The organism is Lentisalinibacter sediminis (genome assembly GCF_040706615.1).
Classification (GTDB): Bacteria; Pseudomonadota; Gammaproteobacteria; order Steroidobacterales; family Woeseiaceae; genus Lentisalinibacter; species Lentisalinibacter sediminis.
The window spans coordinates 578,805-602,963 of sequence record NZ_JAPDRF010000005.1 but is presented as its reverse complement, the minus strand read 5'-3'; the positions used below and the strand labels follow the sequence as shown (position 1 = coordinate 602,963).

At 66.9% G+C, this 24,159-nt stretch carries 20 protein-coding genes and 1 pseudogene; 11 read left to right on the top strand and 10 right to left on the bottom strand.

The features are described 5' to 3' along the window. Positions 1–2: 2 nt before the first annotated feature. Entirely contained in the window at positions 3–2,249 is a 2,247-nt protein-coding gene (locus ACJMKX_RS13175) for a glycoside hydrolase family 3 N-terminal domain-containing protein (RefSeq protein ID WP_405226139.1), read from the bottom strand. A 168-nt stretch (positions 2,250–2,417) separates the two neighbouring features. Here ACJMKX_RS13175 and ACJMKX_RS13170 point away from each other — a divergent pair, with 168 nt between their 5' ends. Continuing rightward, positions 2,418–3,881 (top strand): MFS transporter, encoded by a 1,464-nt coding sequence (locus ACJMKX_RS13170; RefSeq protein WP_405226136.1) that lies wholly within the window; start codon positions 2,418–2,420, stop codon positions 3,879–3,881. A gap of 29 nt (positions 3,882–3,910) precedes the next feature. On the opposite strand, the gene arsB is transcribed toward ACJMKX_RS13170, so the two are convergent. The 4 genes from arsB to ACJMKX_RS13150 are packed head-to-tail and all read right to left on the bottom strand — an operon-like array spanning position 3,911 to position 6,219. Further along, a complete protein-coding gene (gene arsB, locus ACJMKX_RS13165; protein ID WP_405226657.1) occupies positions 3,911–4,960 on the bottom strand; it encodes an ACR3 family arsenite efflux transporter in 1,050 nt (349 codons plus the stop codon). A gap of 38 nt (positions 4,961–4,998) precedes the next feature. Beyond that, positions 4,999–5,427 (bottom strand): arsenate reductase ArsC, encoded by a 429-nt coding sequence (locus ACJMKX_RS13160; protein ID WP_405226134.1) that lies wholly within the window; start codon positions 5,425–5,427, stop codon positions 4,999–5,001. An 8-nt stretch (positions 5,428–5,435) separates the two neighbouring features. After that, complete coding sequence (locus ACJMKX_RS13155) at positions 5,436–5,858, bottom strand: ArsI/CadI family heavy metal resistance metalloenzyme (protein ID WP_405226131.1); 423 nt, start codon at positions 5,856–5,858, stop codon at positions 5,436–5,438. Continuing rightward, positions 5,839–6,219, bottom strand: a complete 381-nt coding sequence (locus tag ACJMKX_RS13150; RefSeq protein WP_405226128.1) for an ArsR/SmtB family transcription factor — start codon at positions 6,217–6,219, stop codon at positions 5,839–5,841. The genes ACJMKX_RS13155 and ACJMKX_RS13150 overlap by 20 nt, the downstream gene beginning before the upstream one ends. Positions 6,220–6,339: 120 nt before the next feature. Here ACJMKX_RS13150 and ACJMKX_RS13145 point away from each other — a divergent pair, with 120 nt between their 5' ends. Beyond that, complete coding sequence (locus ACJMKX_RS13145) at positions 6,340–7,845, top strand: alanine/glycine:cation symporter family protein (RefSeq protein ID WP_405226125.1); 1,506 nt, start codon at positions 6,340–6,342, stop codon at positions 7,843–7,845. A 74-nt stretch (positions 7,846–7,919) separates the two neighbouring features. On the opposite strand, the gene yghU is transcribed toward ACJMKX_RS13145, so the two are convergent. Next, on the bottom strand, positions 7,920–8,792 hold the full coding sequence (gene yghU / locus ACJMKX_RS13140) for a glutathione-dependent disulfide-bond oxidoreductase (protein ID WP_405226122.1): 873 nt from the start codon (positions 8,790–8,792) through the stop codon (positions 7,920–7,922). A 131-nt stretch (positions 8,793–8,923) separates the two neighbouring features. On the opposite strand from yghU, the gene ACJMKX_RS13135 reads away from it, so the two are divergent. From ACJMKX_RS13135 to ACJMKX_RS13125, 3 genes are read left to right on the top strand one after another with little or no spacing between them, the layout of a single operon-like run. After that, entirely contained in the window at positions 8,924–9,478 is a 555-nt protein-coding gene (locus tag ACJMKX_RS13135; protein ID WP_405226119.1) for a cytochrome b, read from the top strand. Then, the gene (locus ACJMKX_RS13130; RefSeq protein WP_405226654.1) at positions 9,466–10,077 is read left to right on the top strand and encodes a YceI family protein; all 612 of its coding nucleotides are present in this window, start codon (positions 9,466–9,468) and stop codon (positions 10,075–10,077) included. Before ACJMKX_RS13135 ends, ACJMKX_RS13130 begins: the two co-directional genes overlap by 13 nt. 43 nt (positions 10,078–10,120) lie before the next feature. Next, positions 10,121–11,071: an L-threonylcarbamoyladenylate synthase gene (locus ACJMKX_RS13125; RefSeq protein ID WP_405226116.1), complete on the top strand. Its 951-nt coding sequence runs from the start codon at positions 10,121–10,123 to the stop codon at positions 11,069–11,071. Positions 11,072–11,080: 9 nt separating this feature from the next. On the opposite strand, the gene ACJMKX_RS13120 is transcribed toward ACJMKX_RS13125, so the two are convergent. Next, positions 11,081–12,079: an aldo/keto reductase gene (locus ACJMKX_RS13120; protein ID WP_405226113.1), complete on the bottom strand. Its 999-nt coding sequence runs from the start codon at positions 12,077–12,079 to the stop codon at positions 11,081–11,083. Between the two features lie 74 nt (positions 12,080–12,153). Between ACJMKX_RS13120 and ACJMKX_RS13115 the strand changes: the two genes are divergently transcribed. The 4 genes from ACJMKX_RS13115 (at position 12,154) to ACJMKX_RS13100 (ending at position 16,677) form a co-directional block, all read left to right on the top strand. Beyond that, on the top strand, positions 12,154–13,473 hold the full coding sequence (locus ACJMKX_RS13115; RefSeq protein WP_405226110.1) for a condensation domain-containing protein: 1,320 nt from the start codon (positions 12,154–12,156) through the stop codon (positions 13,471–13,473). Positions 13,474–13,549: 76 nt separating this feature from the next. Beyond that, positions 13,550–14,203 (top strand): dioxygenase family protein, encoded by a 654-nt coding sequence (locus ACJMKX_RS13110; protein WP_405226108.1) that lies wholly within the window; start codon positions 13,550–13,552, stop codon positions 14,201–14,203. 31 nt (positions 14,204–14,234) lie between these two features. Then, the gene (locus tag ACJMKX_RS13105; RefSeq protein WP_405226105.1) at positions 14,235–15,290 is read left to right on the top strand and encodes a Gfo/Idh/MocA family protein; all 1,056 of its coding nucleotides are present in this window, start codon (positions 14,235–14,237) and stop codon (positions 15,288–15,290) included. A 1-nt stretch (position 15,291) separates the two neighbouring features. Beyond that, on the top strand, positions 15,292–16,677 hold the full coding sequence (locus ACJMKX_RS13100; protein WP_405226102.1) for a glutamine synthetase family protein: 1,386 nt from the start codon (positions 15,292–15,294) through the stop codon (positions 16,675–16,677). A 297-nt stretch (positions 16,678–16,974) separates the two neighbouring features. On the opposite strand, the pseudogene ACJMKX_RS13095 reads toward ACJMKX_RS13100, so the two are convergent. After that, a pseudogene (locus ACJMKX_RS13095) lies at positions 16,975–17,268 on the bottom strand (amidohydrolase family protein); the annotation flags it as partial. A 53-nt stretch (positions 17,269–17,321) separates the two neighbouring features. Here ACJMKX_RS13095 and ACJMKX_RS13090 point away from each other — a divergent pair. Continuing rightward, complete coding sequence (locus tag ACJMKX_RS13090; protein WP_405226099.1) at positions 17,322–18,029, top strand: crotonase/enoyl-CoA hydratase family protein; 708 nt, start codon at positions 17,322–17,324, stop codon at positions 18,027–18,029. A 40-nt stretch (positions 18,030–18,069) separates the two neighbouring features. Next, positions 18,070–19,314 (top strand): acetamidase/formamidase family protein, encoded by a 1,245-nt coding sequence (locus ACJMKX_RS13085; protein ID WP_405226096.1) that lies wholly within the window; start codon positions 18,070–18,072, stop codon positions 19,312–19,314. Positions 19,315–19,329: 15 nt separating this feature from the next. On the opposite strand, the gene ACJMKX_RS13080 is transcribed toward ACJMKX_RS13085, so the two are convergent. Both ACJMKX_RS13080 and ACJMKX_RS13075 read right to left on the bottom strand, forming a co-directional pair. Continuing rightward, positions 19,330–21,207 carry a fibronectin type III domain-containing protein gene (locus ACJMKX_RS13080; protein WP_405226093.1) on the bottom strand — a complete coding sequence of 626 codons (1,878 nt, stop codon included), beginning with the start codon at positions 21,205–21,207 and terminating at the stop codon, positions 19,330–19,332. A gap of 11 nt (positions 21,208–21,218) precedes the next feature. Beyond that, entirely contained in the window at positions 21,219–23,999 is a 2,781-nt protein-coding gene (locus ACJMKX_RS13075; protein WP_405226090.1) for a TonB-dependent receptor, read from the bottom strand. Between the last annotated feature and the right edge of the window lie 160 nt (positions 24,000–24,159).

Genomic DNA, 24,159 nt, shown 5'->3' with positions numbered 1-24,159 from the left:
CGTCAGACGCTTCCGACGAGGCGGAAGACGGTCTGCAATTCGGTGGCCGAGCTGCCGCCGATCCAGGCATGGAATTCGCCCGGCTCGGTCCTGAGCCGCATGTCCCGGCCGTAGAAGGCGAGATCCTCCGCCCCGAGGACGAAGGAGACGCTCGTCCGCTCTCCGGGTTCCAGCCGCAGGCGGCGGAACCCCTTCAGCTCCCGGACCGGCCGGGTGACGTTGCCGACGAGGTCGCGGACGTAGAGCTGGGCCACCTCCACGGCCGGCCGGTCACCCGTGTTGGTGACGTCGGCGCTGACGGTGACCGAACCGCCCGGGGCGAATTCGGCGACGTCGGTACGGATGTTCTCGTAGTCGAAGGTCGTATAGGACAGCCCGTGCCCGAACGGGAACAGCGGCGTGTAGCCGGCGTCCAGGTGGAAGGCGGTCATGCCGAGCGAGAGCTGGGGCGCGCTCGGGTCGATGTCGTCGATGTGGACGACGGTGTCGGGCGAGGGTGGCTTGCCGGTGTTCTTGTGGTTGTAGTAGATCGGCACCTGCCCGACCATGCGCGGAAAGGTGGCCGGCAGCTTGCCGCACGGCGATTCGACGCCGAACAGGAGATCCGTCAGGGCCGGGCCGGCCATCGTGCCAGGGTGCCACGCGTACAGGATCGCGTCGACCCGGTCCACCACATCGGACAGCGTCAGCGGCCGGCCGGCGAGAATCACCGCGATCACCGGTGTGCCTGCCTCGCGCACCCGGGCTACCAGCTCCGCCTGGGCCCCGGGCAGGCCGATGTCCGCCCGGGAATGCGCCTCGCCCGACAGAATGGCCTCCTCGCCCAGGAACAGCAGCACGGCATCGGCGTCGGCGGCCAGCGCCGCGGCCTCGTCGAAGGCGGCCGTGTCGCGGCTGCGCGAGGTGTCCATCGCCGGCAGATAACGGACGTCTATCTCCTCGCCCGCGTGTTCGCGGATGGCCTGCAGCGGCGTGACGCTGAGGCCCGGGTCACCGTCGAATACCCAGGTCCCCATCTGGTCCCGGGGCGCATCGGCGAGGGGGCCGATCACCGCGAGCGTGCGTGCGGTCTCCATCGACAGTGGCAGTGCCTGGCGGTCGTTCTGCAACAGGACCGCGCTCTGCAAGGCCGCCCGCCTGGCGGTGGCCAGCGCCTCCTCGTCCGCTGCCGGCGGGAATGCACCGGGATCGGTGTACGGGTTCTCGAACAGGCCGAGCCGGAACTTGAGCGTCAGTATCCGCGCGACCGCCGCATCGATCCTTGCCAGGGCGATCTCGCCCTCCTCGACCAGCTGCGTCAGATGGCAGAGGTAGGCATCGCCATGCATCTCCATGTCGACCCCGGCCCGGGCCGCCTCGAAGGCGGAGCCCCGGTCGTCCGCGGTCAGGCCGTGGATGCTGAGCTGCCGGACAGAGTCCCAGTCGCTGACCACCAGGCCCTCGAAGCCCCACTCGCCGCGCAGCACGGTCTCCAGCAGGAACTCGCTGGCGGTGGCCGGCACGCCGTCGATCTCGCTGAACGACGTCATCAGGGTGGCCACGCCGGCGTCCACCGCAGCGTGGAACGGGCGCAGGTGGACGTTGCGCAACTCGTTCTCGGGGACGTTGGCGGTGGCGTAGTCGCGGCCGCTCTCGGCGGCGCCATAGCCGGCGAAGTGTTTCGCGCAGGCGGCGATCGTCCCCGCGTCCGACAACCCGGCTGCCTGTCCGGTGCCCTCTTCATCACCCTGGTAGCCACGGACCATGGCAGCACCGAGCGTGCTCGCGAGCAGCGGATCCTCACCGAGGCTCTCCGCGATACGGCCCCAGCGCGCGTCCCGTGCGATGTCGATCATCGGGGCGAACGTCCAGTTGATCCCGGCGGCGGCAGCCTCCCGGGCCGCGATGGCCGCGCACTCGGCCGCGAGCTCGGGGTTCCAGCTCGCCGCCTGGCCCAGCGGGATCGGGAAGATGGTGCGGAAGCCGTGGATCACGTCCCTTCCGATCAGCAGCGGGATGCCGAGTCGGCTCTCCTCGACGGCGATCCGCTGCAGCTCGTTCACCGTGTCGACGTCCACCTCGTTCAGCACGGAGCCGACGCGCCCTGCGCGCAGGCCGTCGGCGAGGTAATCGTGGATGTAGCTCTCGCCGCCGTTGATCTGACTCATCTGGCCGATCTTCTCGTCCAGCGTCATTTCCGCCAGCAGGGCGCCGACGCGCCGGCCGATCGGGTCGGCAGCCTGGACCGGGCTGGCCTTGAAGCTCGTCATCGGAAAACCTCGCAGGAGCCTGCTGAACGGACACGATTTGCGGGCCCATGCCCCGGGCCGATTATCGAACAAGCATCGAGCAATTATCGATGTTGTTTGACAGCGCTGTCAATTTGACGCAGCATATTCAGCCTGGCTTTGTGCTGTCGGGGGGGCACACGAAGAATAATGAACGAAGCCGCACATTACGAGACTGCACCGCGGGATCGCATCCCGTTCCCGCTGAAGCTCGTCTACGGGCTCGGCGCATTCGTCAATAACCTGCTGGCCGGCGCCATCGGCGGCATGATCATCGTACTCAACCTCGGCCTCGGCATGAATCCGGCCCTCGTGGGGCTGCTCGGTGCCCTGCCCCGGCTGACGGACGCGATCACCGACCCGCTGATGGGCTACATCTCGGACCACACGAGGTCGAAATGGGGACGCCGCCGTCCGTATATCTTCGTGGGCGCGATAGCCGTCGCGATCATCTACGCGATCCTCTGGCAGCTGCCGGAGGGCAAGAGCGATGCCTTCTATTTCTGGTACTTCCTCAGCGGCTCGCTGATCTTCTACCTCGCCTACACGATATTCGCCACGCCGTGGGTGGCGCTCGGTTACGAACTCACGCCCGACTACCACGAGCGCACCAGGCTGATGGGCGTGCAGAACTTCATCGGCCAGCTTGCCTATGTCGTCGCGCCCTGGTTCCTCTGGATCATGCAGAACGAGGCGTGGTTCGACGACATGGCGCAGGGCGCGGCCGGGCTGGCGATCGTCATCGCGATCTTCGTCGCCTGCATCGGCATCCTGCCGGCCATCTTCCTGCGAGAGCGCTTCAAGGAAGCCGTCCCGGCCGACGATGACAGTGGCGTGCTCGCCGGTGAAGTGAAGGAGGTGGCGAGCGGGTTCGTATACAGCATGCTCGACTTCTTCCGCGGCTTCGGGCTGGCGCTGAAATTCAAGCCGTTCGTGAAGCTGTGTATCGCCACCTTCCTTGTGTTCAACGGCTTCATGCTGATCGCGTCCTTCCAGTTCTACGTCATCATCTACTACGTGTTCGGCGGCGACACGGAACTCGGATCGAAATACGCCGGTTACGCCGGCTCCCTCGGCGCAGTCTCGACCTTCGTGGTGATCATATTCGTTACCTGGCTGGGCACGCAGGTCGGCAAACGGCGGGCGTTCTTCGTGGCCATCGGCATATCGATGGTGGGCTATGCGCTGAAGTGGGTCTGCTACAACCCGGAGGTACCCTGGCTGGTGCTGTTGCCCGCGCCGTTGATGGCGTTCGGTCTCGGCGGATTATTCACCCTGATGCCGGCCATGATCTGCGATGTGGTCGATGCGGACGAGATCAATACGCACCAGCGGCGTGAGGGTATGTACGGCTCCATCTTCTGGTGGGTCGTCAAGCTGGGCATGGCGGCAGCACTCGCCGCGAGCGGCTTCCTGCTGAATGCCACGGGATTCGACGTCGAGCTGGGGGGTAACCAGACCGATCGCGCCATCTATCTCATGCGGCTCTGCGACGCGTTCATCCCGGCGGCCACGTCGGCGATAGCGATCTGGATGATCGCGAGCTACTCCATCACCGAGGAGAAGGCGCACGAGGTGCGCATGCAGCTCGAGGCACGGCGAGGGGCCGTCTGATCGACTGGCGTTGAGCGGCGACCGAGGGCTCAGCCGGACACGGGACCAGCCGCCTCCGCTGCGCTCGCGAAATGGTGCCGCGTACGATTGGCGATGGCGACCAGCGACAGCATCACGGGCACTTCCACCAGGACACCGACTACAGTGGCCAGCGCCGCCCCGGACTGGAGGCCGAACAGACTGATGGCGACGGCCACCGCGAGTTCGAAGAAGTTCGACGTGCCGATGAGCGCGGCCGGCGCGGCGGTCTCGAAGGGGATGCGCCAGGCCCAGGCCCAGCCGTAGGCAATGGCGAATATCCCGTAGCTCTGCACCAGCAGCGGGATGGCGATGAGGACGATCACGTCCGGCCGGGCGAGCAGGGTCTCCGCCTGGAAACCGAACAGCAGCACAACGGTGGCGACAAGCCCCATGATGGAGAACGGCTTCACCTTCGCGGTGAAGGCGGCGACCCGCTCCGGGTCGTCGTGGCCGTCCAGGGCGCGGCGCGTCAGGTAGCCGGCCGCAAGCGGCGTCACCACGTAGAGCACCACCGAGAGCAGCAGCGTCTCCCACGGAACCACCACGTCGGTGATGCCGAGCAGGAACGCGGCGAGCGGCGCGAAGGCGAACACCATGATGATGTCGTTGATGGACACCTGCACCAGGGTGTAGTTGGCATCCCCCCGGACGAGCTGACTCCAGACGAACACCATCGCCGTGCACGGGGCGACCCCCAGCAGGATCATGCCGGCGATGTACTCCCGCGCCGTCTCCGGCTCCACCAGGCCGGCGAAGAGATACTCGAAGAACAGTACGCCCAGCGCCGCCATGGTGAACGGCTTCACCAGCCAGTTGACGACCAGGGTGACGCAGAGCCCCTTCGGTCGCCGGCCGACATCCTTCAGGGAGGCGAAGTCGACGTTCACCATCATCGGATAGATCATCAGCCAGATGAAGACGGCGACGACCAGGTTCACGCTGGCATACTCGAGCGCCGCGACGGCGCGGAACAGCCCCGGGAAGACGGCACCCAGCATCACGCCGGCGACGATACCGAGGCCCACCCAGACGGACAGCCAGCGCTCGAAGAGGCCCATGGGCGGAGTACCGGACGATGCCTTCGGCGTGTCGGCGCTCATGGCAGCTCCTGCTCGATGCGGTGTTTCAGCATCGTGTAGGCCTGTTCGAAGGCGGCCTCGATCTCGGCGTCGGTGCCTTCCGCCTTCGCCGGATCCGGCGTGCTCCAGTGCAGCTTCGTGTACCCGCCCGGGAAAGCGGGGCAGGACTCGGCCGCAGCCGAGTCGCAAACCGTGATCACGTAGTCGAATGGCTGGTCGGCATAGGCATCCCAGGATTCGCTGCGCGGCTCGCCCGGGTCGATGCCGTGGCGGCGCAGCGTCTCCAGCGCCTCCGGATGCACGTAGCCGGCCGGCTGACTGCCGGCGCTGGAGGCCGCATAGCGGCCCTGGCCGAGAGAATTCACGAGCGCCTCCGCCATGATCGAACGGCAGGAGTTGCCGGTGCAGAGGACGAGCACCCGTTTCGCTGCGTCGGAACCGGACATGGCGGGCCTCAGCAACAGGGGCGCGATGCGGATTCCTCCGCACGCACCGGATGGTCATGACCGTAGACCGCGGACTCGCCCCGGGTCAGGAACGTCTCCCAGGCCACGCCCTGCGGGTCGGTAATCCATTGCTTGGTGGAGCGGGCGTAGCAGCAGGTGGTATCGCCTTCATCCAGCACGGGCCCGCCCGCCTCCTGCAGGCGTCCGAACACTTCCTCGAGTTCACCGTCGTCCTCGGCCTGGATGCCCAGATGGTTCACACCCCGACCGGGCTGGCGGGTGCTGATGGCGAAGTTCACCCGCGGGTCTTCCAGCATCCAGCGGGCATAGTCGGCCTTCAGCACACTCGGCTCGGCGGCGAACAGGAGCGAGTAGAAGCGGACGGAGGCATCGAGATCCTCGACGCTGAGGTTAACGTGCAGGCGTTTCATGAGTGGTTTCTCCTTCAGGCAGAGGGCTGCAGCAATCTGCCAGCACGCTGTCCAGGACCGGGGTGCAGACCTCCGGCGCGCCCTGGCAGCAGTCCTCGAGCAGGAAGCCGAGCAGCGCCCGGGTACCGTCGAAATTGACGCTGTAAATGATGCTGCGTCCTTCCCGCCGCGGGCGGATCAGACCGGCGTTCGTCAGGGTGGCGAGGTGGGTGGACAGCGTGTTGTGGGGGATGTCGAGCGCCTGAGCAATGGCCCCGGCCGGCATCCCCTCACCACCCGCCCGCACCAGCAGGCGAAAGGTGGACAGCCGGCTGTCCTGGGCGAGAGCGGCGAGCGAGCGCGTAGCGGCTGTTATTTCCATATGTCGAGAATAATCGACATATAAGAGGATTGTCAATGCCGATACGGCCTGCCGGCCGGGCAAGCCCGTGGCCGGGCAGGATAGAATCCCGCCTTCGCCCGCAGGACCCCGGAGCCCGGCATGCAGCAGATCGTCGATGCGATCAACGGATTCGTCTGGAGTGCGCCACTCGTCTACCTGTGCCTGGGCGCAGGCCTGCTGTTCTCGGTGCTCACCCGTTTCGTCCAGGTGCGTCTGTTCGGCGAGATGATCCGGCTGCTGTTCGCCGGTAGTGAGTCGAAACGGGGCATCTCCTCCTTCCAGGCGCTCACCGTCTCCCTGTCGGGCCGCGTTGGCACGGGCAACATCGCCGGTGTAGCCGCGGCCATCGGCTTCGGCGGACCCGGGGCGGTGCTCTGGATGTGGATCGTCGCCTTCCTCGGTGCGGCCACGGCCTACATCGAGTCCGCGCTCGGCCAGATCTACAAGGAAGAGGAAGAGGGCGAGTACCGCGGCGGGCCGGCCTTCTATATCGAGAAGGCGATGGGGCTCAAGTCCTATGCCTGGGTGTTCGCGGTCACCACCATCATCGCCACCGGCATGCTGCTGCCCGGCGTCCAGTCGAACGCCATCGGCAACGCCGTGGAACTGGCCTTCGGCAATGGCGCCGAACTCACGACCGGCCTCGGCACCGTCAGTTACGCGAAGCTCGGCGCTGCCGTCGCCGTGGTCTCCGTGCTCGGCTTCATCATCTTCGGCGGCGTCAAGCGCATCGCCCACTTTACCCAGGTGGTCGTGCCGTTCATGGCCCTGGGTTACATCGTGACCGCGGTGGGAATCGTGATCATGAACGCGTCGGCTCTGCCGGGCATCGTCGGCCTCATCGTCGAGCATGCCTTTACCATCGAGGCCGTCACCGGCGGCGCGGTCTTCTGGGGCGTCAAGCGCGGCATCTTTTCCAACGAGGCGGGCCAGGGCACGGGTCCCCATGCGGCCGCCGCTTCCGAGGTGGACCACCCGGCCCAGCAGGGCCTCGTGCAGGCATTCTCCGTGTATGTGGACACCCTGTTCGTCTGCACGGCCACCGCGTTCATGATCCTGATCACCAACTCCTACAACGTCGTCGACGGCAACGGCACGCCGCTGGCCGGCTTCCACTTCGTGGACGCCGGCATCGACCCGAATACCCCCACGTTCACCCAGCTGGCGGTGGAGAGTGCGCTGCCGGGATTCGGCAAGCCCTTCGTGGCGATCGCGCTGTTCTTCTTCGCCTTCACGACGCTACTGGCCTACTACTACATCGCGGAGACCAACGTGGCCTATCTGCGCCGTTTTTTCCGCATCCCCTACGAGCTCACCATCCTCAAACTGATCCTGATGGCCTCGGTCTTCTACGGCGCCGTGCGCACGGCCAGCCTGGCCTGGGGGCTCGGCGAGATCGGCGTGGGGCTGATGGCGTGGCTGAACATCGTCGCCATCCTGATCCTGTTCTTCCGGGCACATCCGGCCATGACCGCCCTGTGGGACTACGAACGCCAACGCCGGGCCGGGGTCGAGCGCTACACCTTCGACCCGGAAAAGCTCGGCATCCGTAATGCGGAGTTCTGGCGGGAACGGCTGCGCAAGGCCGGGAACGCCGGCCGGTAAGCTGCAGCGGCGTCACCGGGATGACGCGAATATCCGGCTCGGCGGCCGGGTTCACGGTCTCGGCCCTGACGTATTCAGGAATCGCCGATCTTGTCCTGGGTGCGGGTCTCGAAGTCTTCCGCACTGTGGCGCTCGTGCAGCTGGGACGCCGGGTCGCCCCACGCCCGATTCACGATGCGTCCGCGCTTCACCGGCTCGCGCTCGTAGATCTCCGTGGTCCAGCGCTGCACGTGCTCGTACGACTGCACGTCCAGGAACTCGCCCGCCTCGTAGAGCTTGCCCGCCGCCAGCGCGCCGTACCACGGCCAGACCGCCATGTCGGCGATACTGTATTCCTCGCCGGCGAGATAGCGGTTGTCCGCGAGTCGGCGGTTGAGCACGTCCAGCTGGCGCTTCACCTCCATCGTGTAGCGGTTAATGGGGTATTCGTACTTCTCGGGGGCATAGGCATAGAAGTGGCCGAATCCGCCGCCCAGGAACGGCGCGCTGCCCGCCTGCCAGAACAGCCAGTTCAGACACTCCGCCCGCCGGTGGTGATCCGACGGCACGAAAGCGCCGAACTTCTCCGCCAGGTAGAGCAGAATCGCGGCGGACTCGAAGACCCGGGTCGGCGGCGACGTGCCGTGATCCATCATGGCCGGGATCTTCGAGTTGGGGTTCACGGCGACGAAGCCGCTGCCGAACTGCTGCCCCTCGTCGATGCGGATCAGCCAGGCGTCGTACTCGGCGCCGCTGTGGCCGGCCGCCAGCAGTTCCTCCAGCATGACCGTGACTTTTACGCCGTTCGGCGTCGCCAGCGAGTAGAGCTGCAGCGGGTGCTCGCCGACCGGCAGCGCCTTGTCGTGGGTGGGGCCGGCGACGGGCCGGTTGATCTTGGCGAATCGGCCGCCGTTTTCCTGGTCCCACGTCCAGACGCGGGGTGGCGTGTAGGTCTCTGAGTCCGACATGGTGCCTCGATACTGCCTGGGAAGACGCGTCAGAGTAGCAATCCGCGCTGCCGGCCGGAAGCCGGCGGCGCGCGCCGGACGCGTCCGGCGCGGTGTACCGTGCCGAGCCGCCCTGCGGTAGAGTGCCTGCCATGCGAGTTCCACTGCGCAACACCGCGACGGCGTGGGGCCTCGTCGCCCAGCTCCTGCACTGGCTGGTCGTCGCGGGCGTCCTGGCGCAATTCGTCTGGGCCTGGCGCATCGACGAGGCGGATTCCGTCCGCCTGGAATTCGCGCTGGTAAACCAGCACAAGTCGATCGGCATGACCATACTGGCGCTCGCCGTCCTGCGGCTCGTCTGGCGGCTGCTCAGCAGGACGCCGGACGATCCGCCGACGATGGCGCGCTGGGAGCGGATCGCGGTCAGCGCCTCCCACTGGACGCTGTATGCGCTCATCCTGGCGATACCTCTCACCGGCTGGGCCTATACCTCGGCGGCGGGTTACGGCGCGGAGTTTTTCGGGCTGATCGATATCCCGGACCTCGCTCCGAGCGACGAGGATCTGGAGGACGTGTTCGAGGACGCCCACGAGTTCCTCGGCCAGGCACTCCTGGCGGTGACCGCCGTGCACGCCGGTGCCGCCCTGCGTCACCACTTCCTGCTGCGCGACGACGTGTTGAGGAGGATGCTGCCATTCCGAAACTAGCGCTCCGCGCAGCACTCGTCTTCCTGGTTGCCCTGGCCATACCGGTATCAGAAGCAGCCGGAGGTGACGCTCGCTGCTACACCGGCGACGCGTCTTCCGGCGAGCTCACTTTCTCGGGCGCCGTCGAAGACACGGGATTTACAGGCCGATTCGGCGAGTTCTCGGTGCGCTACTGCCAGGCCGGGGAGGCACCGGAAGACCACGAGATCCGTGTGACGGTCGCTCTCGCATCTGCCGACAGCGACAACCGGGACCGGGACGAGACATTGAAAGGCCCTGATTTCTTCGCCGTGGAGCGGCACCCGACGGCGGCCTGGGAGAGTACCGCGGTGCGCCGTGACGGCCGGGAATATGTCGCCGACGGCGAACTCTCCTTGAAAGGCATCACCGCGCCACAGTCGATACGCTACGAACTCACCCCCGACGGCGAGGCGATCATCGCCCGGGGCCGCTTCACGATGGCCGGCGGCACCCGTATCGACCGGCAGCGTTTCGACGTGGGCACCGGCGAGTTCGCGGACCCCGAATTCGTGCGCAGCGAGGTCGTCGTGGAGTTCGAGGTCACGCTGAGCGCGCAGCAGGAACCACCGGCAGGCTAGAATTCCGCCAACGCACCGTGCGCAAGCGCCGAGTTTCCCGCCGATGAGCCAGTCAGCCCCCATCGTCCGAGGCCCAGCAGCCGTGGAGCGGGCGGCTCAGGCGCTTCGTGACGGCGGCCTGGTCGGCATGCCCACCGAGACGGTGTACGGGCTGGCCGGCGATGCGGCCAATCCCGCGGCCGTAGCCCGGATTTTCGCCGCCAAGGGCCGGCCCCGCTTCAACCCGCTCATCTCTCATGTCGCCTCCGCCGAACTCGCCGCCCGGGAAGGCGAGCTGGACGAGCGTGCGCTCGCGCTGGCGGAGGCGTTCTGGCCGGGCCCGCTGACACTGGTGGTGCCGGCGGCCGCGACCGGGCGCACCTGCGACCTTGCCCGCGCCGGGCTCGGCACCATCGCCCTGCGGGTGCCGGGCCATCCGCTGGCGCAGGCGCTGCTGGAGGCGTTCGGCGGACCGGTCTCGGCGCCTTCGGCGAATCCGTCCGGCCGGCTGAGTCCCACCCGGCCGGAGGACGTCGCCCGCGAACTCGGCGACGGCGTGGCACTGGTGCTGGACGGCGGACCCTGCAGCGCCGGTATCGAATCCACCATCGTCTCGCTGCTGCCCGGCGAGCCGCCGCGGCTGCTGCGTCCGGGCGCCATCGAGCGCGAGCGCATCGAATCGATCGCAGGGCCCGTGGCGGAACCTGCCGGGGAGTCGGTCACCGCGCCCGGCCAGCTGGCCTCCCACTATGCCCCGAAGGCCGCCATCCGGCGCGAGGCGGCCGAGGCGCGGGACGGCGAGGTGCTGCTGGGCTTCGGGCCGAACGCTCCGCCGGAGGCCCTCAATCTCTCGCCGGCCGGAGATACCGTGGAGGCGGCGGCCAACCTCTACCGCATGCTGCGGGAACTGGATGCCGAGGGCGCGAACACCATCGCCGTGATGCCGATACCCGCCGAGGGCCTCGGCGAGGCCATCAACGACCGGCTGGGAAGGGCGGCCGCGCCACGGCGCTGAGCACGGCGCTCACCAGGCGTAGGCCGCCGGTGCCTCGCCTCCGGGTCCGGGGAAAATCTCGTCCAGCCTGTCCAGTGTCTCCCGGTCCAGTTCGATGGAGGCTGCGCGCACGGCGCTCTCCAGCTGCTCCATGGTCCTCGGCCCGATGATGGGCGCGCTCACCACCGGGTTGTGCAGCAGCCACGCGATAGCCACCTCGCCGGGCGGGTGGCCGATGTCGCGGCAGAGCCCCTCGTACTGCTCGAGCTGACCGCGCTTCTTCTCGATGTACTTCGCGAAGTTCTCGTCGGTGCGCCGGCCGGCGTCGTGCTTTTCCAGCGCGCCGCCGAGCAGTCCGCCACCGAGGGGGCTCCACGGTATCAGCCCGAGGCCGTAGTGGCGGCAGGCGGGAATGACTTCCAGCTCCACCATGCGGTTGTCCAGATGATAGGTGCTCTGCTCGCTCACCAGGCCCATGAAGCCGCGCCGCGAGGCCTCCTGACAGGCTGTTGCGATGTCCCAGCCCGCGAAGTTGCTGGAACCGACATAGACCACCTTGCCCTGTCCCACCAGCGCGTCGAAGCTCTGCCAGATCTCGTCCCAGGGGCAGTCGCGGTCGATGTGGTGCATCTGATAGAGGTCGATGTGCTCGGTCTGCAGGCGCCTGAGGCTGCCCTCGCAGTGCTTGCGGATCTTGTAGGCGCTGAGGCTCGAGCCGTCGCTGTTCACTTCCGGCAAGTTCGCCTTCCGGTCCACCGGGTTGTAGACCTTGGTGGCCAGCACGATCGCATCCCGACGTCCGCCGCCCTGCGCGAGCCAGCGGCCGATGATCTCCTCGGTGTGGCCGTTCTCCACCGCCCAGCCGTAGACGTCCGCCGTATCGAAGAAGTTGATGCCGAGCTCCAGCGCCCGGTCCATGATGCGGAAGCTGTCCTCCTCCGTGGTGTGCCAGCCGAAATTCATCGTGCCCAGGCAGAGGTTGCTGACCAGGACGCCGTGCTTTCCGAGTCGCCTGTTCGTTATCGACATGCTCAGACCTTCTGTTGCGGAAGCGATTGCGGGGTGCAGCGGTTATGATCCCGCTACATGATGGTACGCCGTGGATGATAACAACCGAACTGAATCTCCTTGATGCCGCGTTCCTGAATATCGAGCGCCCTCAGGACCCCTGGAGCATCCACCTCGAGCTGCAGCTGAAGAGCCGTATCGACGAGGAGTGCCTGTTGGCGGCGATCGGGCATGCACAGCGGCGCCATCCGCTCGCTCGGGCCCGCCTGCGGCCCTATCACGCCGGGTCGGTGAGCTACAGCTGGGAGATCGGCGAGCAGTCGGACATCGAGCCGCTGCGCGTCCGGCAGGCCGACACCGAGCAGGATCTCGCCGAGCTGCGAGCGGAATTGCTGAGCACCAGCGTGCCGCTCGACGTCTCGCCCGGCTTCCGTCTGCTGCTGGCCCGCGCGCCGGACGGCGACCGCCTGATAATCAACCTGAATCACGCCGTGGCGGACGGCCTCTCCGCATTCCGGATCATGACGTCCATCGTGCGCCATTACGCCGGGGAGGAAGATCCGGTACCCGACATCGACCCTCTCGCCGTACGCGACCTCGGATCGCTGGCGGCGACGCACAGCCTGCGCCAGCGCCTGGAACGGCTCGGGCTGTTCGCCGAGTACCTGCTGCGCTCGACGACGGCGCCCGTGCGCATCAACGGCCATGGCGCGCCGCCGGGCGATCCGGACGATGCGCCCGGCTACGGCGTACATCTGCTGCCGTTCACCGCGGAAGAGACGGCGCGCTTCCTCGCTGGCCGCCGGCAACCGGCGACGGTCAACGACATGCTGCTGGCCGGGCTCGCCCTCACGATCCGGGCCTGGAATCGGGAGACCGGCGGCCGGACCGGCAAGATCTCGGTGATGATGCCTGTGAACCTGCGGCCGCGGGAATGGTGGTACGAGGTGGTCTCCAACTTCTCCTCGTACGTAAACGTCATCCTCGACGAGACTGACCAGAGGGACTTCGATTCGGCGGTGGGCGCCGTCTGCCGGCAGACGTTGCGGCTCAAGGAGGCGGGAGCGGCCGGCACCCTGATAGACGTCCTGTCCATCCCGCGATTCCTGCCGGCCGTCTTGAAGGCCCGCCTGCGGGAGATCGCGCCGACCGTCGGCAGGAGACACGTGCAGACGAGCTGGCTGTCGAACCTGGGTCGCCTGGCGGCGGCGCCGGTGATGGGAGATGCCGGCCGCGTCCACGCCATCTACTTCTCGCCGCCGGCCCACATGCCGATGGGCGTTTCGGTGGGCGCCGTTTCGCTGGAGGACCGCATGACCCTGACGCTGCGCTACCGCAAAGCGGTGTTCGATGCGGCGGCAGCGGGCGAATTCGCCGGACGCTATCGCGCGATCCTGCTCGATGCCCGACACTAGAGACGCTGGCTAACGCCAGCCGGCCGGTGGAGAATTACGAATACCTGCGCGATTCATCGCGACTGGGGAGTGCCGAATGAGCGAGAGAAAGAAACTGAGCCGCCGCGCGCTGCTGACCGCCGGGGTCGGCCTGGCCGCCGGTGCCGCCGGCCCCACCATCGGGGCAGGTATGCGGGCCGTGACGCCCGCCAACCCCGAGGGTCCCTTCTACCCGACGCACCAGCAGGCGGACAAGGACGCGGACCTGACTCTGATCGAGGGCCGGGATCGGATGGCGGAGGGACAGGTGATCCGGGTGACCGGGCAGGTGCTGGACGAGGACGGTCAGCCGATTGCGGGCGCACTCGTGGACGTCTGGCAGGCCAATACCTGGGGCCGCTATCACCACGAGGCCGACCCGGCCACCGCTCCGGTGGACCCCGGCTTCCAGGGCTGGGCGATGATCAGGTCGGACGCCGAGGGCCGCTACGCGTTCAGAACCATAAAGCCCGGCGCCTACAAGGTGGGCGGCAACTGGACCCGGCCACCGCACATTCACTTCCGGGTCTCGCGGCGCGGCTATCACGAACTCACCACGCAGATGTACTTCGCCGGCGAGGCGCTCAACGAGAAGGACCGGCTGCTGCAGAGCGTGCCGGCCGGGGACCGGGATCTGCTCGTGGTGGAGTTCGACGAGTCGACGGACATTCCCAGCGGCCACTTCCCCGTAGTGCTGGCACGGGTCGTTTGAAGGCACGACGTTCGCTGCGGCCGGTACCGGAATGACACGGATACCGTCTCGCAAGCCGCCCGCGAATCCGCCGCCGCTGCGCTGGGGTTTTGTCGGCACCGGCAATATCGCCGGCTGGATGGCCGACGTGGTCAATAGGTCGCCGTCGGCAGAGCTCGCCGCCGTCGCCAGCCGACGCATGGAGACTGCCTCGGCGTTCGCCAGGGCACACGGCGCCGACGAGGCATTCGATTCCTGGCAACGGATGCTCGCCTGGGACGGCGTCGACGCCGTCTACGTCGCCACACCCACAGCCCTGCGCGAGGAGATCTGCGTGGCCGCCGGCGCAGCGGGCAAGCACGTACTCGGCGAGAAGCCGTTCGCGAGCCTGCCCTCGCTGCAGCGGATCACGGCCGCGTGCCGCGGAAACGGCGTGGCCTTCATGGATGCGACTCACTTCGTCCATCATCCGCGGACGGCGCATATTCAGGCGCACCTGGAGGGGATGAAGGATTGGCCACGATTGCTGGACTCGTCTTTCCTGATCGGCCTGACGGACCGCGATGACATCCGCTACGACCCGGCCCTGGAGCCCCTGGGGGCGCTCGGCGATCTCGGCTGGTACAACATGCGCGCTGCGCTGGAATACCTGGCCCCGGACAGCGCCGTGCGCTCCGTCAGCACCCGGCTCCGGCACGACGAGCCGACCGGCGTCATCGTCGCCGGCGAAGGCTCGATCGCCTTCGACAACGACACGGTCTCCACGTGGCGCTGCGGCTTCGACGCCGATACGGTCTCGATCGACCTGACACTGTCGGGCAGCCGTGGACGGATCCACATGGAGAACTTCGTCGGCGAGGAGGAAGGCGGCACGGCGAGTTATCGCTATTGGGCCAATGGCAATCGCGCCCGCGAAGACGCCGGGACCGCGGTCCGCGTGGACTCGCCGCAATCCGGCTCTGCGCTCATGTTCCGGAACTTCGCCGCCGACGCCCGCGACCCGACGCTGCGGGAGCAGCGCATGCACGCCGCCGAACGGACGCAGGCATTGCTCGACGCGGTTCGTGTAGGCTTCGACCCTGTCAAAGGCTCACAACAGGAACCATGAGATGAGCGATCGAGAGGCTGACTGGCGGGATGCGCTCCCCGAGGCGTTCAAGGACTACCGCAGCGGCCGCGACATCGACGAGGTGGAGTGCATCGTGCCGGACCTCGCCGGCATGTCGCGCGGCAAGGCCATGCCCGCCAAGAAGTTCAGTCCCGAGTACGTGACCTACCTGCCGGTCTCCATTTTCTACCAGACGATCTCGGGGCTGGACGTCGAGATGGACATCGACAACCAGTGGGCGGAAGGGGACCTGATGCTGCGACCGGACATGTCGACGGCAAGGGCCGTACCGTGGGCGAAGGAGCCGACGCTGCAGATCATCCACGATCTGTACACCCGCGACGGCGTGCCGGCCGGTATTGCGCCGCGGCAGGTGCTGAAGAATGTAGTGCAGCACTATGCCGACCGGGGCTGGGCGCCGGTGGTGGCGCCGGAGCTCGAGTTCTACCTGATCAAGCCAAACACGGACCCGAACGAACCCATCGAGGCGCCGCTCGGCCGCACCGGCCGACGGCGCACCAGCCGGCAGTCCTATTCCATGTCGGCGGTGGACGACTACGGTCCGGTCATCGACACCATCTACCGCTTCGCCGAGGACGCGGGGCTCGCCATCGACACCGTGATCCAGGAGGACGGCGCCGGCCAGGTGGAGATCAACCTCACCCATGGCGAGCCGCTGCTACTCGCCGACCAGGTGTTCTACTTCAAACGCATCATCCGCGAGGCCGCCCTCAATCACGACATGTTCGCCACCTTCATGGCCAAACCCATGCGCGACGAGCCGGGCTCTGCGATGCACGTGCACCAGAGCGTCCTGGATACCGCCGGAGGGCACGGAGAAGCCCACAACCTGTTCAGTCGGCCCGACGGCAGCGAAAGCGAGCTGTTTCGGCACTTCATCGGCGGCAGCCAGCACTACCTGCCGCAGGCCATGCCGCTGATGGCACCGTACGTGAACAGCTACCGGCGCTTCCACGACGAGGAATCCAGCGCACCCACCAATTTCGCCTGGGGCTTCGACAACCGGGCCACCGGCCTGCGCGTGCCGAACTCGAGCCCCGACAATCGCCGCATGGAGAATCGCGTGGTCGGCGTCGACGCGAACCCGTACCTGGCGATCGCCGTCGGGCTCGCCTGCGGCTATCTGGGCATGCTGCACTCCGCCGAACCCGGCCCGCCCGAGCCCGGGGAGCCGGACGAGGACGCCTGGCCGATCCCCACCACCCTCGACGAGGCACTGTCCCGCTTCGCAGCGGCCACCGAGATACACGAAGTGCTGGGCGAGCAGTTCTGCATGGTCTTCGAAGCGGTCAAACGCGCCGAAATGCGGCAGTTCCACCGCGAGATCAGCCCGTGGGAGCGGGAGCATCTGCTGCTGAACGTGTGAGCGCCGCGACGAAAAACCGGTCTCACCACCGCCGCCCTGTGATGAAACTCACGGAATCCGACATGCCTTTCGCGGTCCAATATCTTTGTACGCCGGTAAGCCCGATTCTCCTGAAGACGGCGCCGGCCCTGCAGGCACTCAGGTGGTGCGGGAGGTAAGCCATGAACTATGTGGACGTCTATTTCGCTCTCAACGCGGCCTCACTCGCGATTCTCTGCGCGGCTATCGCCGTGACCTGCTATCTGGCTCATCGCCAGCATCATCACTGAGGCCGCACAGGCCGCCCCGAGTCCGCCGTCAGTCGGGAGCCACGTAGCCCGGTCCCTTCACGAAGCGGCCGGGGGTGGCTCCCGTATGCTCTCCGTCCAGCAGCACGGGCACCCCGTTGACGATCACGTGATCGACGCCGATGGAGTACTGGTGGGGTTCGGCGAAGATCGCGTGATCCTGGATGGTCGCCGGATCGAAGACCACGACGTCGGCGTAGTACTGTTCCTTCAGCGCGCCGCGCCCGGCGAGCTTCAGGTTCTCCGCCGGCAGGCTGGTCAGCCGCCGGACGGCCTCCTGCAGCGATTCCTTGCCGCGATCTCCCCATTGGCGCGCGGTAAGGCTAGACTGGCCGCCGGACCGACCGGGAGAGAGTCATGACCGCACTGCTCGAAGTCACCGAACACGAAACCCACTGCCTGCTGACCATGGACGACGGCAAGGCCAACGCCCTGTCCTTCGACATGCTCGACAGCCTGAACGCCGGTCTCGACCGGGCGGCGGCCGCCGGCAAGGTCGTGATCATCGCCGGCCGACCGGGCAAGTTCTGCGCGGGCTTCGATCTCTCGGTGATGGGTCAGGGCGGCGAGGATGCCGCGAGACTGCTGCGCCAGGGCGCGGAGATCGCCAACCGGCTGCTGACCTTCGAGACACCGGTCGTTCTGGCTGTCAGCGGACATGCGCTCGCCATGGGCGCGCTGCTCTGCCTGTCGGCCGACTACCGCATCGGCACGGAAGGCGATTACAAACTCGGTCTGAACGAGGTGGCCATCGGGATGACGCTGCCCTGGTTCGGCGTGGAACTCGCCCGCGCGAGACTGGCGCAGGTACACCTCGACCAGGCTGTGGGGCTGGCCAGGGTCTACGACTCCGCGGGGGCCGTGGAGGCCGGGTTCCTGGACGAGGCAGTGCCGGCGGGCGACCTCGCGCCCCGGGCCGCCGACATGGCCGCAACACTCGCCACCCTCAACATGGAAGCGCATCGCAATACCAAACAGCGGGTACGCGAGCCGCTCGCGGAGCGCCTGGAACTGGCATTGCAGCGGGATTTCGCAGCCGGCGGCGTGCAGGTGGCATCGTCCTGAATCCGCAGCGCAGATACAACAACTTCAAAGGAATATGCGTATGAAACCGGGTCTTCTCAGTTGTCTTGCCATAGTGCTGCTGTCGAGCCTGGCGGCAGTTACGGACGCCGCCGCCGAAGTGGTCGTCGGCGATCGCAGCGTGGCCTGCGCCGACGATCCGGCGTGTATGAACCGCCTGCATCCGGATATTCCGATGGTTGCCAGCGCGGAGCCCGGTGAGCGTATCGTGTTCAATGGCCGCGATGCTTTCGACCTCACCCTGGACCCGGATCAGTCCTCTAGTGCGAAGAGCATGCCGCGGGAAGGAGTCGGCATCGTCCATGCGCTGACCGGACCCGTATTCATCGAAGGCGCCAAAGCCGGCGACGTGCTGGCGGTGACCATCGAGGCACTCGAGCCCGACGACGTCGGCTGGACCACGGCCGGACCGTTCGGCTTCGCAGGCGACCAGTTCGGGACGGACGAGCGCTTCATCGTCTGGCGCATCAATGAGGACTATGCGGTCAGCGACGCCCTGCCGGGCGTGCGTATCCCGAACGCGAGTTTTCCCGGCGTCGTGACGACGCTGCCCGGAGAGGCCCTGCTGGCCGATGCACTGGCCCGGGAGAGCCAGCTGCTGGAGTCCGGCGGCGCCGTGATGGGCCCCGACCCGGACGAGGCCGCGCCTGCGTCGGTGTGCGGGCCGGACGGCGCGAAGCCGTCGGAGTGCCTGCGCACCATCCCGCCGCGGGAACACGGCGGCAACATGGACATCCGCTACATCACGACCGGCACCACCGTCTATCTGCCGTGCCTCGTCGACGGCTGCGGGCTTGCGGTCGGCGACTTCCACTACGCGCAGGGCGACGGCGAAGTGTCGGGCACGGCCATCGAGATGGGCGGCAGGCTGACGGTCACCACCCGTATCGTCGACGACCCGCCGGACCTGTCCCACGGCCCGCACTACGAGGGGCCGGCAGGAGTGCTCGGGATACCCTCGGAGCGGTTCTACGCGGTGACCGGCTTCCCGTTGAAAGAGAAAGGCAGCGTGCCCGCGGACCTCGCGTATCTGCAGTCGCCGAAGATCGCCGACCTGAGCAATCTGTCGGCCGATATCAATCTGGCGACGCGAAACGCGCTTGCCGCCATGATCGACTACATCGTCGCGGAGTACGGCTATGATCGGGCAGAGGCGTACATGATCGCCAGCGTCGCGGTGGACATGCGTATCGGCCAGCTGGTGGACGTGCCGAACGTCGGTGTGACCGCGGTATTGCCGCTGGACATATTCGTGGAACGAGACTGACGCTTCGCGCTCGCCTCAGTCCGCTGCGGCCGCCGGGGGCTTCTCCAGCCGAAACGTGTCGATGACCCGACCGCCGGTATCGATGGCCCGATAGTCGAGCGTGCCGTCCGCGGGGTCGACCTCGATGTACTGGAAGGTCCGCGTATCGGTGGCGCCGAAAGCGGCGAACGCCGGCAGTTCCTGTTCGTACATCTTCGTGCCGGAGACGGCCACCAGGTAGATGGTGCCGTGCTCGCCTTCCGCGGCCGGCCGGTGGCCGCGCATCGGCACCGTGCGCATGTAGGCATGGTCGTGGCCCTGGAAAGCGATATCCACCCGGTGGCGGTCGAAGATAGGCCCCCAGGTCTCGCGCAGGGGGTAGTTATCGCGGTCCGGGCGTGAAGCATAGAAAGGGTGGTGATAGATCACCACTTTCCAGCGCGCGTCGCTTCCGCCCAGCACGCGGTCGAGCCAGTCGGCCTGCAGCTCCGGCTCGATCAGCTGGTAATTGGAGTCCATCACCACCACCAGCAGGTCCTGGTATTCCACATAATAGGTGCGCCCCGGATCGAGCCTCTCCGTGCCGTTGTCCGGCAGGGCGAACTGCTGCAGATACAGCGTCGGGTGGCCGCCGTGACTATCGTGATTGCCAATGGCAGGCACCACGGCGGATTCGTCGAATACGGGCGAGCCCTCATGGAAGAACTCGTCCCAGTTGTCGCGCTCCGCTCCCTTGTCCACCAGGTCGCCGGCGATCATGTAGAAGCGCGCCTCGGGGTAGCGAAACTCTGCCTGGCGCAGCAGCTGTCCCCACTGGTCGAGGCCGTTCTGGGGATCGCCGATGTAGACGAAAGAGTAAGGCTCGGACTCGGCCGCCGTACGGAATTCCCGGACGTCGGTCCAGGTCTCGCCGCCGTCCGCGCTGACGGCATAGAGATAATCCGTCCCGGGTTCGAGGTCGTCCAGTCGCACGCGGTGCAGCCGGACGACCGGGTCGTTGACGATGCGGGAGCTCTCCAGTTCGCGGAACGAGGCATCGATCCGGCGTCCCGCCGCGGAACCCGCCTGGAAGAAGTCCTCCTTCGCCGCGACCCACAACAGACTGTTTTGGATGCTGACGTCGGTACGCCACTGGATGGTGGCCGAATGCCGGGGATCGCCCTGCCAGGTGAGCAGCAACTGGTCCGGCGATGCCGAGGAGGGATACTCCGTCCGGCGGAACCAGCCGACCAGGCGCGAGATCAGCTCCCAGCTCTCGTAGCTCCTCAGTACGGGCAGCCCGTCGAGCACCTGCGGCAACGCATTGAGGTAGTCGTCGTCATCCAGGAACGGCCGGGCACCGGCCCGGGCGGAGATGACGTCGGTTCCCGGCACGAGGGGCGTCAAGGTCACCGCCCGGCCGTCGTCCGCGGGCGCCGCGAACACCAGGTAGGGCTTCATCTCGCCGGAGAGGCTCGGGATGCCGAGCCGGACCTCGCCCGCGGGTACCGTCTTGTCCCAAACGTGGTAGGCATCCTCGGCATCGACGATGAAGTCCAGGTCCGCCCGCCGCCCGAAGCGCAGGTCCGGCAGCCAGAACGGCGTCTCGCCCTGCTCGCCCTCGAACGCCACGTAGATGCGCGCCGGCCGATCCACGCCGAAGCGGACGAAGCCGGTGGCTAACGCGCGCCGCTCCGCGGGTTGCAGGAAGGCGGCTGCGGCCTCGGGGGTAATGTCCACCCGCTCGTCGGGGCCGAGCTCCGCCGCCATACGCTCGCGTATCGACGTCACCGTCCCCGCCAGATCATGATGGGGCGACTGACGCGCGGCGGAACGCGGCTCCGCCGCCGGAAGGGGGCTCTGGTCGGCGAGCGCCGGGACCGCCGTGGCGGCCAGCAGGACGCCGGCGAGCAGCCCGTGGAGGACCCTGACCATCGGCCGCAGAATCAGAAGCGGTACTGCATGCCGGCGATCGCGTTCCAGCCGTAGATCTCGTTCTCGGCGAGCCGGTCGGAGCGCCCGCCGCTCAGGAAGCGCAGCGGCTCGTCGGTGACGTTCAGCAACTCCAGGTACACCTTCAGGCCGTTGTCGAAAGCGTAGCTGCCCTTGAGATCGACCTGGGTGCGGTCGTCGATGTACAGATCACTGTCGGCGTCCTCGCCCACCTCGTCCAGGTACTGGCTGCGATAGGCGATCGCGGCACGCAGCTCGAGTCCGCCATTCTGCCAGAAGACGGCGGCGTTACCCACGTTCTCGGACTGCAGGAAGAACGGCACCTTGTCGTCCCGGCCGAAAACGGTCGCCTCGCTGTCGGTGTAGGTGTAATTCAGCGACACGCCGAAGCCGTCGAACGGGGCCGGCAGGCCGGTGAACTGCTGCTGCAGGTTCAGCTCGACGCCGAGGATCTCGCCACTGTCGGCATTCTCCGGCCGGCTCCGCTCGAGTTCGGTGAAGAACCGGCCTTCGAATTCCTGGTCCTCCAGGGTCGTGACCTGCGTAAAGATCGGGTTGTCGATGTCCTTGTAGAACAGTCCCACCGCCAGCAGACCGCCGGAATCCAGATACCATTCCGCGGAGGCATCGAGATTCATCGATTCCAGCGGCTCGAGGTTCGGATTGCCTTCCTCCACCTCGCCCTCGAAGGCATCGGGCCCGTCCGGGTCGGCCTCGAAGATGCGGAAAGGGGCCAGCTGCTCGTAAGGGGCCCGGCCGATGGTGTTGGTCCACGCGGCGCGGAGCACGACACCGTCGTTGACGGCCCAGCGCGCCTGCACGCCCGGCAGCCAGTTGGTGTAGTCCTTGCTGCCGGTACGCCGGGGCAGTTCCGGTGCGAGATCGCCGTCCTCGAAACGGATGTCGAAGGCACGGGACTCGGTCTCGGTGCGCTCGACGCGGACGCCGCCGGTCAGCGCGAGCCCGCCGATATCCGCCGAGGCCATTACGTAGGCGGCGGAGATGTCCTCCTCCACGGTGAAGTCGGCATCCGCGCTGGCCTCGCGGCTGTCGTCATCGCTGAGTTCGAACAGGTCCCGGTTGGCATTGAAAAACGCGTTCGCGGATCCGTGGTCGATCACCGGGCCGAAGTCGTAACACCGCTCGTCGCAATAGAAGCCGGACTTGCCGGGACGAAAGATGTCTGACAGCAGGAAATCGCCGTCGAAACCATCGTAGACCAGTGCGTTCTCATCACTGGTCTTCTCCCTCCCGGTGAACTTGGCGCCGAACTTGATGTATCCCGGATTGCCGGCGAACTGCAGGTCCCGGGTCAGGTCCAGCCGGACGACATTGAGGTCTTCCTCCACGATCTGGCTGGCGAACTCCACCTCGTCGAATTCGGAGTTGGCCGGATCGTCGAAGGCGGCGCCGCCGTCGACGTCGAAGAAAAAGCTGGAGGTGTCGTAGGTCATCGGCAGGGGATCGGCCAGCACGAAGACGTACTCTTCGTCGTAGGGCGTGTCCTGCTCGGCCTTGCCGAAGGTGTAGGACCCTTCCACTGTCCAGGCACCGAGGAAAACCTCACCGCCCAGGGTGCTGTTCAGGATGGACTGCTTCTCGCGGCGGTCCTTGGAGGCCCGCTCGCCTTCGCCCTCGGTGAAGGTGCCGGAGCTGGGCGTCTGATCCACCAGGTCGCCGTTGCGGTAGTCGTACAGCGTCTCGAGGCGCTGCTCGGTGTCCTGGAACTCATTCCAGATGTTGCGGAAATAAAACCGGGAATCGCCATTGGGGCGCCACTCGAGGTTGGCGACGACGCTGGTGCGCAGACGCTCCAGGGTATAGTCGCGCAACACCAGTTCCTCGGGCACGAAGAAGTCGCCCTCTTCTTCCCAGATGTTGCCGCCCTGGATGTTCTCTGACTCGTAATCACGGGAGAGGTGGCTCGCACTCAGGAGCAGCCCGAACTGGTCGTCGTCGCCGAACACCGTACCCCAGCTGGCACTGGCGCCGTACGGGCTCTCGCCGCTCATATCGTAATAGCCGTAGTCCGCGGACACGCTGATGCGCTCGCCGGGCGCCAGATCGAATGCGCTGGGTGTCACCAGGTTCACCGAGCCGCCCACGGCGTTACCGTCCATGTCCGGTGTGACCGTCTTTATCACCTCCAGCTTCGACAGCACATTCGAGGGAATGGTATCCAGGGCGATCCGCCGGTCGCTCTCCGGCGCGCCGATGGTGGCGCCGTCGATGGTCACAAGGTTGAGGCCAGGGTCTATGCCACGTAGCGTGACGTAACGGCCCTCGCCCTGATCGATGGTGATCGAGACGCCGGGGATGCGCTGCAGGGCCTCCGCAGCGTTTCGGTCGGGGAGCTTGCCGACGTCGTCGGAGGTCACCGAGTCCTTGATAACGTCTGCGAAACGCTTGTCCTGGATGGCGTCGTTCAGGGCCGCACGATAACCCGTGACCACGATCGTTTCCATGCTGGAAGACATTGCGACGTCGCGGGTGACGGTGCCCTGGGCAGGCACGCCGACCGTGAATGCGACCGGATCGTAACCCGTCTGGAGGATCTCCACCCGGTACTCGCCGGCAGGCAGGTCGCGGATCTGGAAGCGGCCGCTGCCATCGGCAACGATGCGCTCGTTGCCGGGATTGATGGTGACGGCGGCGCCGGCGAGCCAGCGGCCCGTATTCTCGTCGGTAACACGGCCGGAGAGGTCGCCGGCCGACGTCGCAAACGGTACGAGGAGCGCGGCGACTGCGACGCTCCGGATGAGGCGATGGTTCATTGTTATGCGTCCCTGTTCGAGGCCCGGCAGTGGCTGGGCGTCTGACCGGCGCTATTCGAGCACCCGGAGATTGCGCGCTCTTGACGGTTCTGTGAGGGGAAGGTTTCGGGACGCTGCGAGATGTTCGTATCTCGCTGCGGTATGCTCGTATGACAAGGAC

What these genes read in the sequence shown, in the direction of transcription:
- ACJMKX_RS13100 (WP_405226102.1), top strand. Translation starts at nt 15,292, where the DNA reads ATGAGCGATCGAGAGGCTGACTGGCGGGATGCGCTCCCCGAGGCGTTC.
- ACJMKX_RS13125 (WP_405226116.1), top strand. Translation starts at nt 10,121, where the DNA reads ATGAGCCAGTCAGCCCCCATCGTCCGAGGCCCAGCAGCCGTGGAGCGG.
- ACJMKX_RS13145 (WP_405226125.1), top strand. Translation starts at nt 6,340, where the DNA reads ATGCAGCAGATCGTCGATGCGATCAACGGATTCGTCTGGAGTGCGCCA.
- ACJMKX_RS13090 (WP_405226099.1), top strand. Translation starts at nt 17,322, where the DNA reads ATGACCGCACTGCTCGAAGTCACCGAACACGAAACCCACTGCCTGCTG.
- ACJMKX_RS13085 (WP_405226096.1), top strand. Translation starts at nt 18,070, where the DNA reads ATGAAACCGGGTCTTCTCAGTTGTCTTGCCATAGTGCTGCTGTCGAGC.
- ACJMKX_RS13160 (WP_405226134.1), bottom strand. Translation starts at nt 5,427, where the DNA reads ATGTCCGGTTCCGACGCAGCGAAACGGGTGCTCGTCCTCTGCACCGGC.
- yghU (WP_405226122.1), bottom strand. Translation starts at nt 8,792, where the DNA reads ATGTCGGACTCAGAGACCTACACGCCACCCCGCGTCTGGACGTGGGAC.
- ACJMKX_RS13170 (WP_405226136.1), top strand. Translation starts at nt 2,418, where the DNA reads ATGAACGAAGCCGCACATTACGAGACTGCACCGCGGGATCGCATCCCG.
- ACJMKX_RS13115 (WP_405226110.1), top strand. Translation starts at nt 12,154, where the DNA reads ATGATAACAACCGAACTGAATCTCCTTGATGCCGCGTTCCTGAATATC.
- arsB (WP_405226657.1), bottom strand. Translation starts at nt 4,960, where the DNA reads ATGGGCCTCTTCGAGCGCTGGCTGTCCGTCTGGGTGGGCCTCGGTATC.
- ACJMKX_RS13080 (WP_405226093.1), bottom strand. Translation starts at nt 21,207, where the DNA reads ATGGTCAGGGTCCTCCACGGGCTGCTCGCCGGCGTCCTGCTGGCCGCC.
- ACJMKX_RS13175 (WP_405226139.1), bottom strand. Translation starts at nt 2,249, where the DNA reads ATGACGAGCTTCAAGGCCAGCCCGGTCCAGGCTGCCGACCCGATCGGC.
- ACJMKX_RS13135 (WP_405226119.1), top strand. Translation starts at nt 8,924, where the DNA reads ATGCGAGTTCCACTGCGCAACACCGCGACGGCGTGGGGCCTCGTCGCC.
- ACJMKX_RS13120 (WP_405226113.1), bottom strand. Translation starts at nt 12,079, where the DNA reads ATGTCGATAACGAACAGGCGACTCGGAAAGCACGGCGTCCTGGTCAGC.
- ACJMKX_RS13075 (WP_405226090.1), bottom strand. Translation starts at nt 23,999, where the DNA reads ATGAACCATCGCCTCATCCGGAGCGTCGCAGTCGCCGCGCTCCTCGTA.
- ACJMKX_RS13110 (WP_405226108.1), top strand. Translation starts at nt 13,550, where the DNA reads ATGAGCGAGAGAAAGAAACTGAGCCGCCGCGCGCTGCTGACCGCCGGG.
- ACJMKX_RS13150 (WP_405226128.1), bottom strand. Translation starts at nt 6,219, where the DNA reads ATGGAAATAACAGCCGCTACGCGCTCGCTCGCCGCTCTCGCCCAGGAC.
- ACJMKX_RS13155 (WP_405226131.1), bottom strand. Translation starts at nt 5,858, where the DNA reads ATGAAACGCCTGCACGTTAACCTCAGCGTCGAGGATCTCGATGCCTCC.
- ACJMKX_RS13105 (WP_405226105.1), top strand. Translation starts at nt 14,235, where the DNA reads ATGACACGGATACCGTCTCGCAAGCCGCCCGCGAATCCGCCGCCGCTG.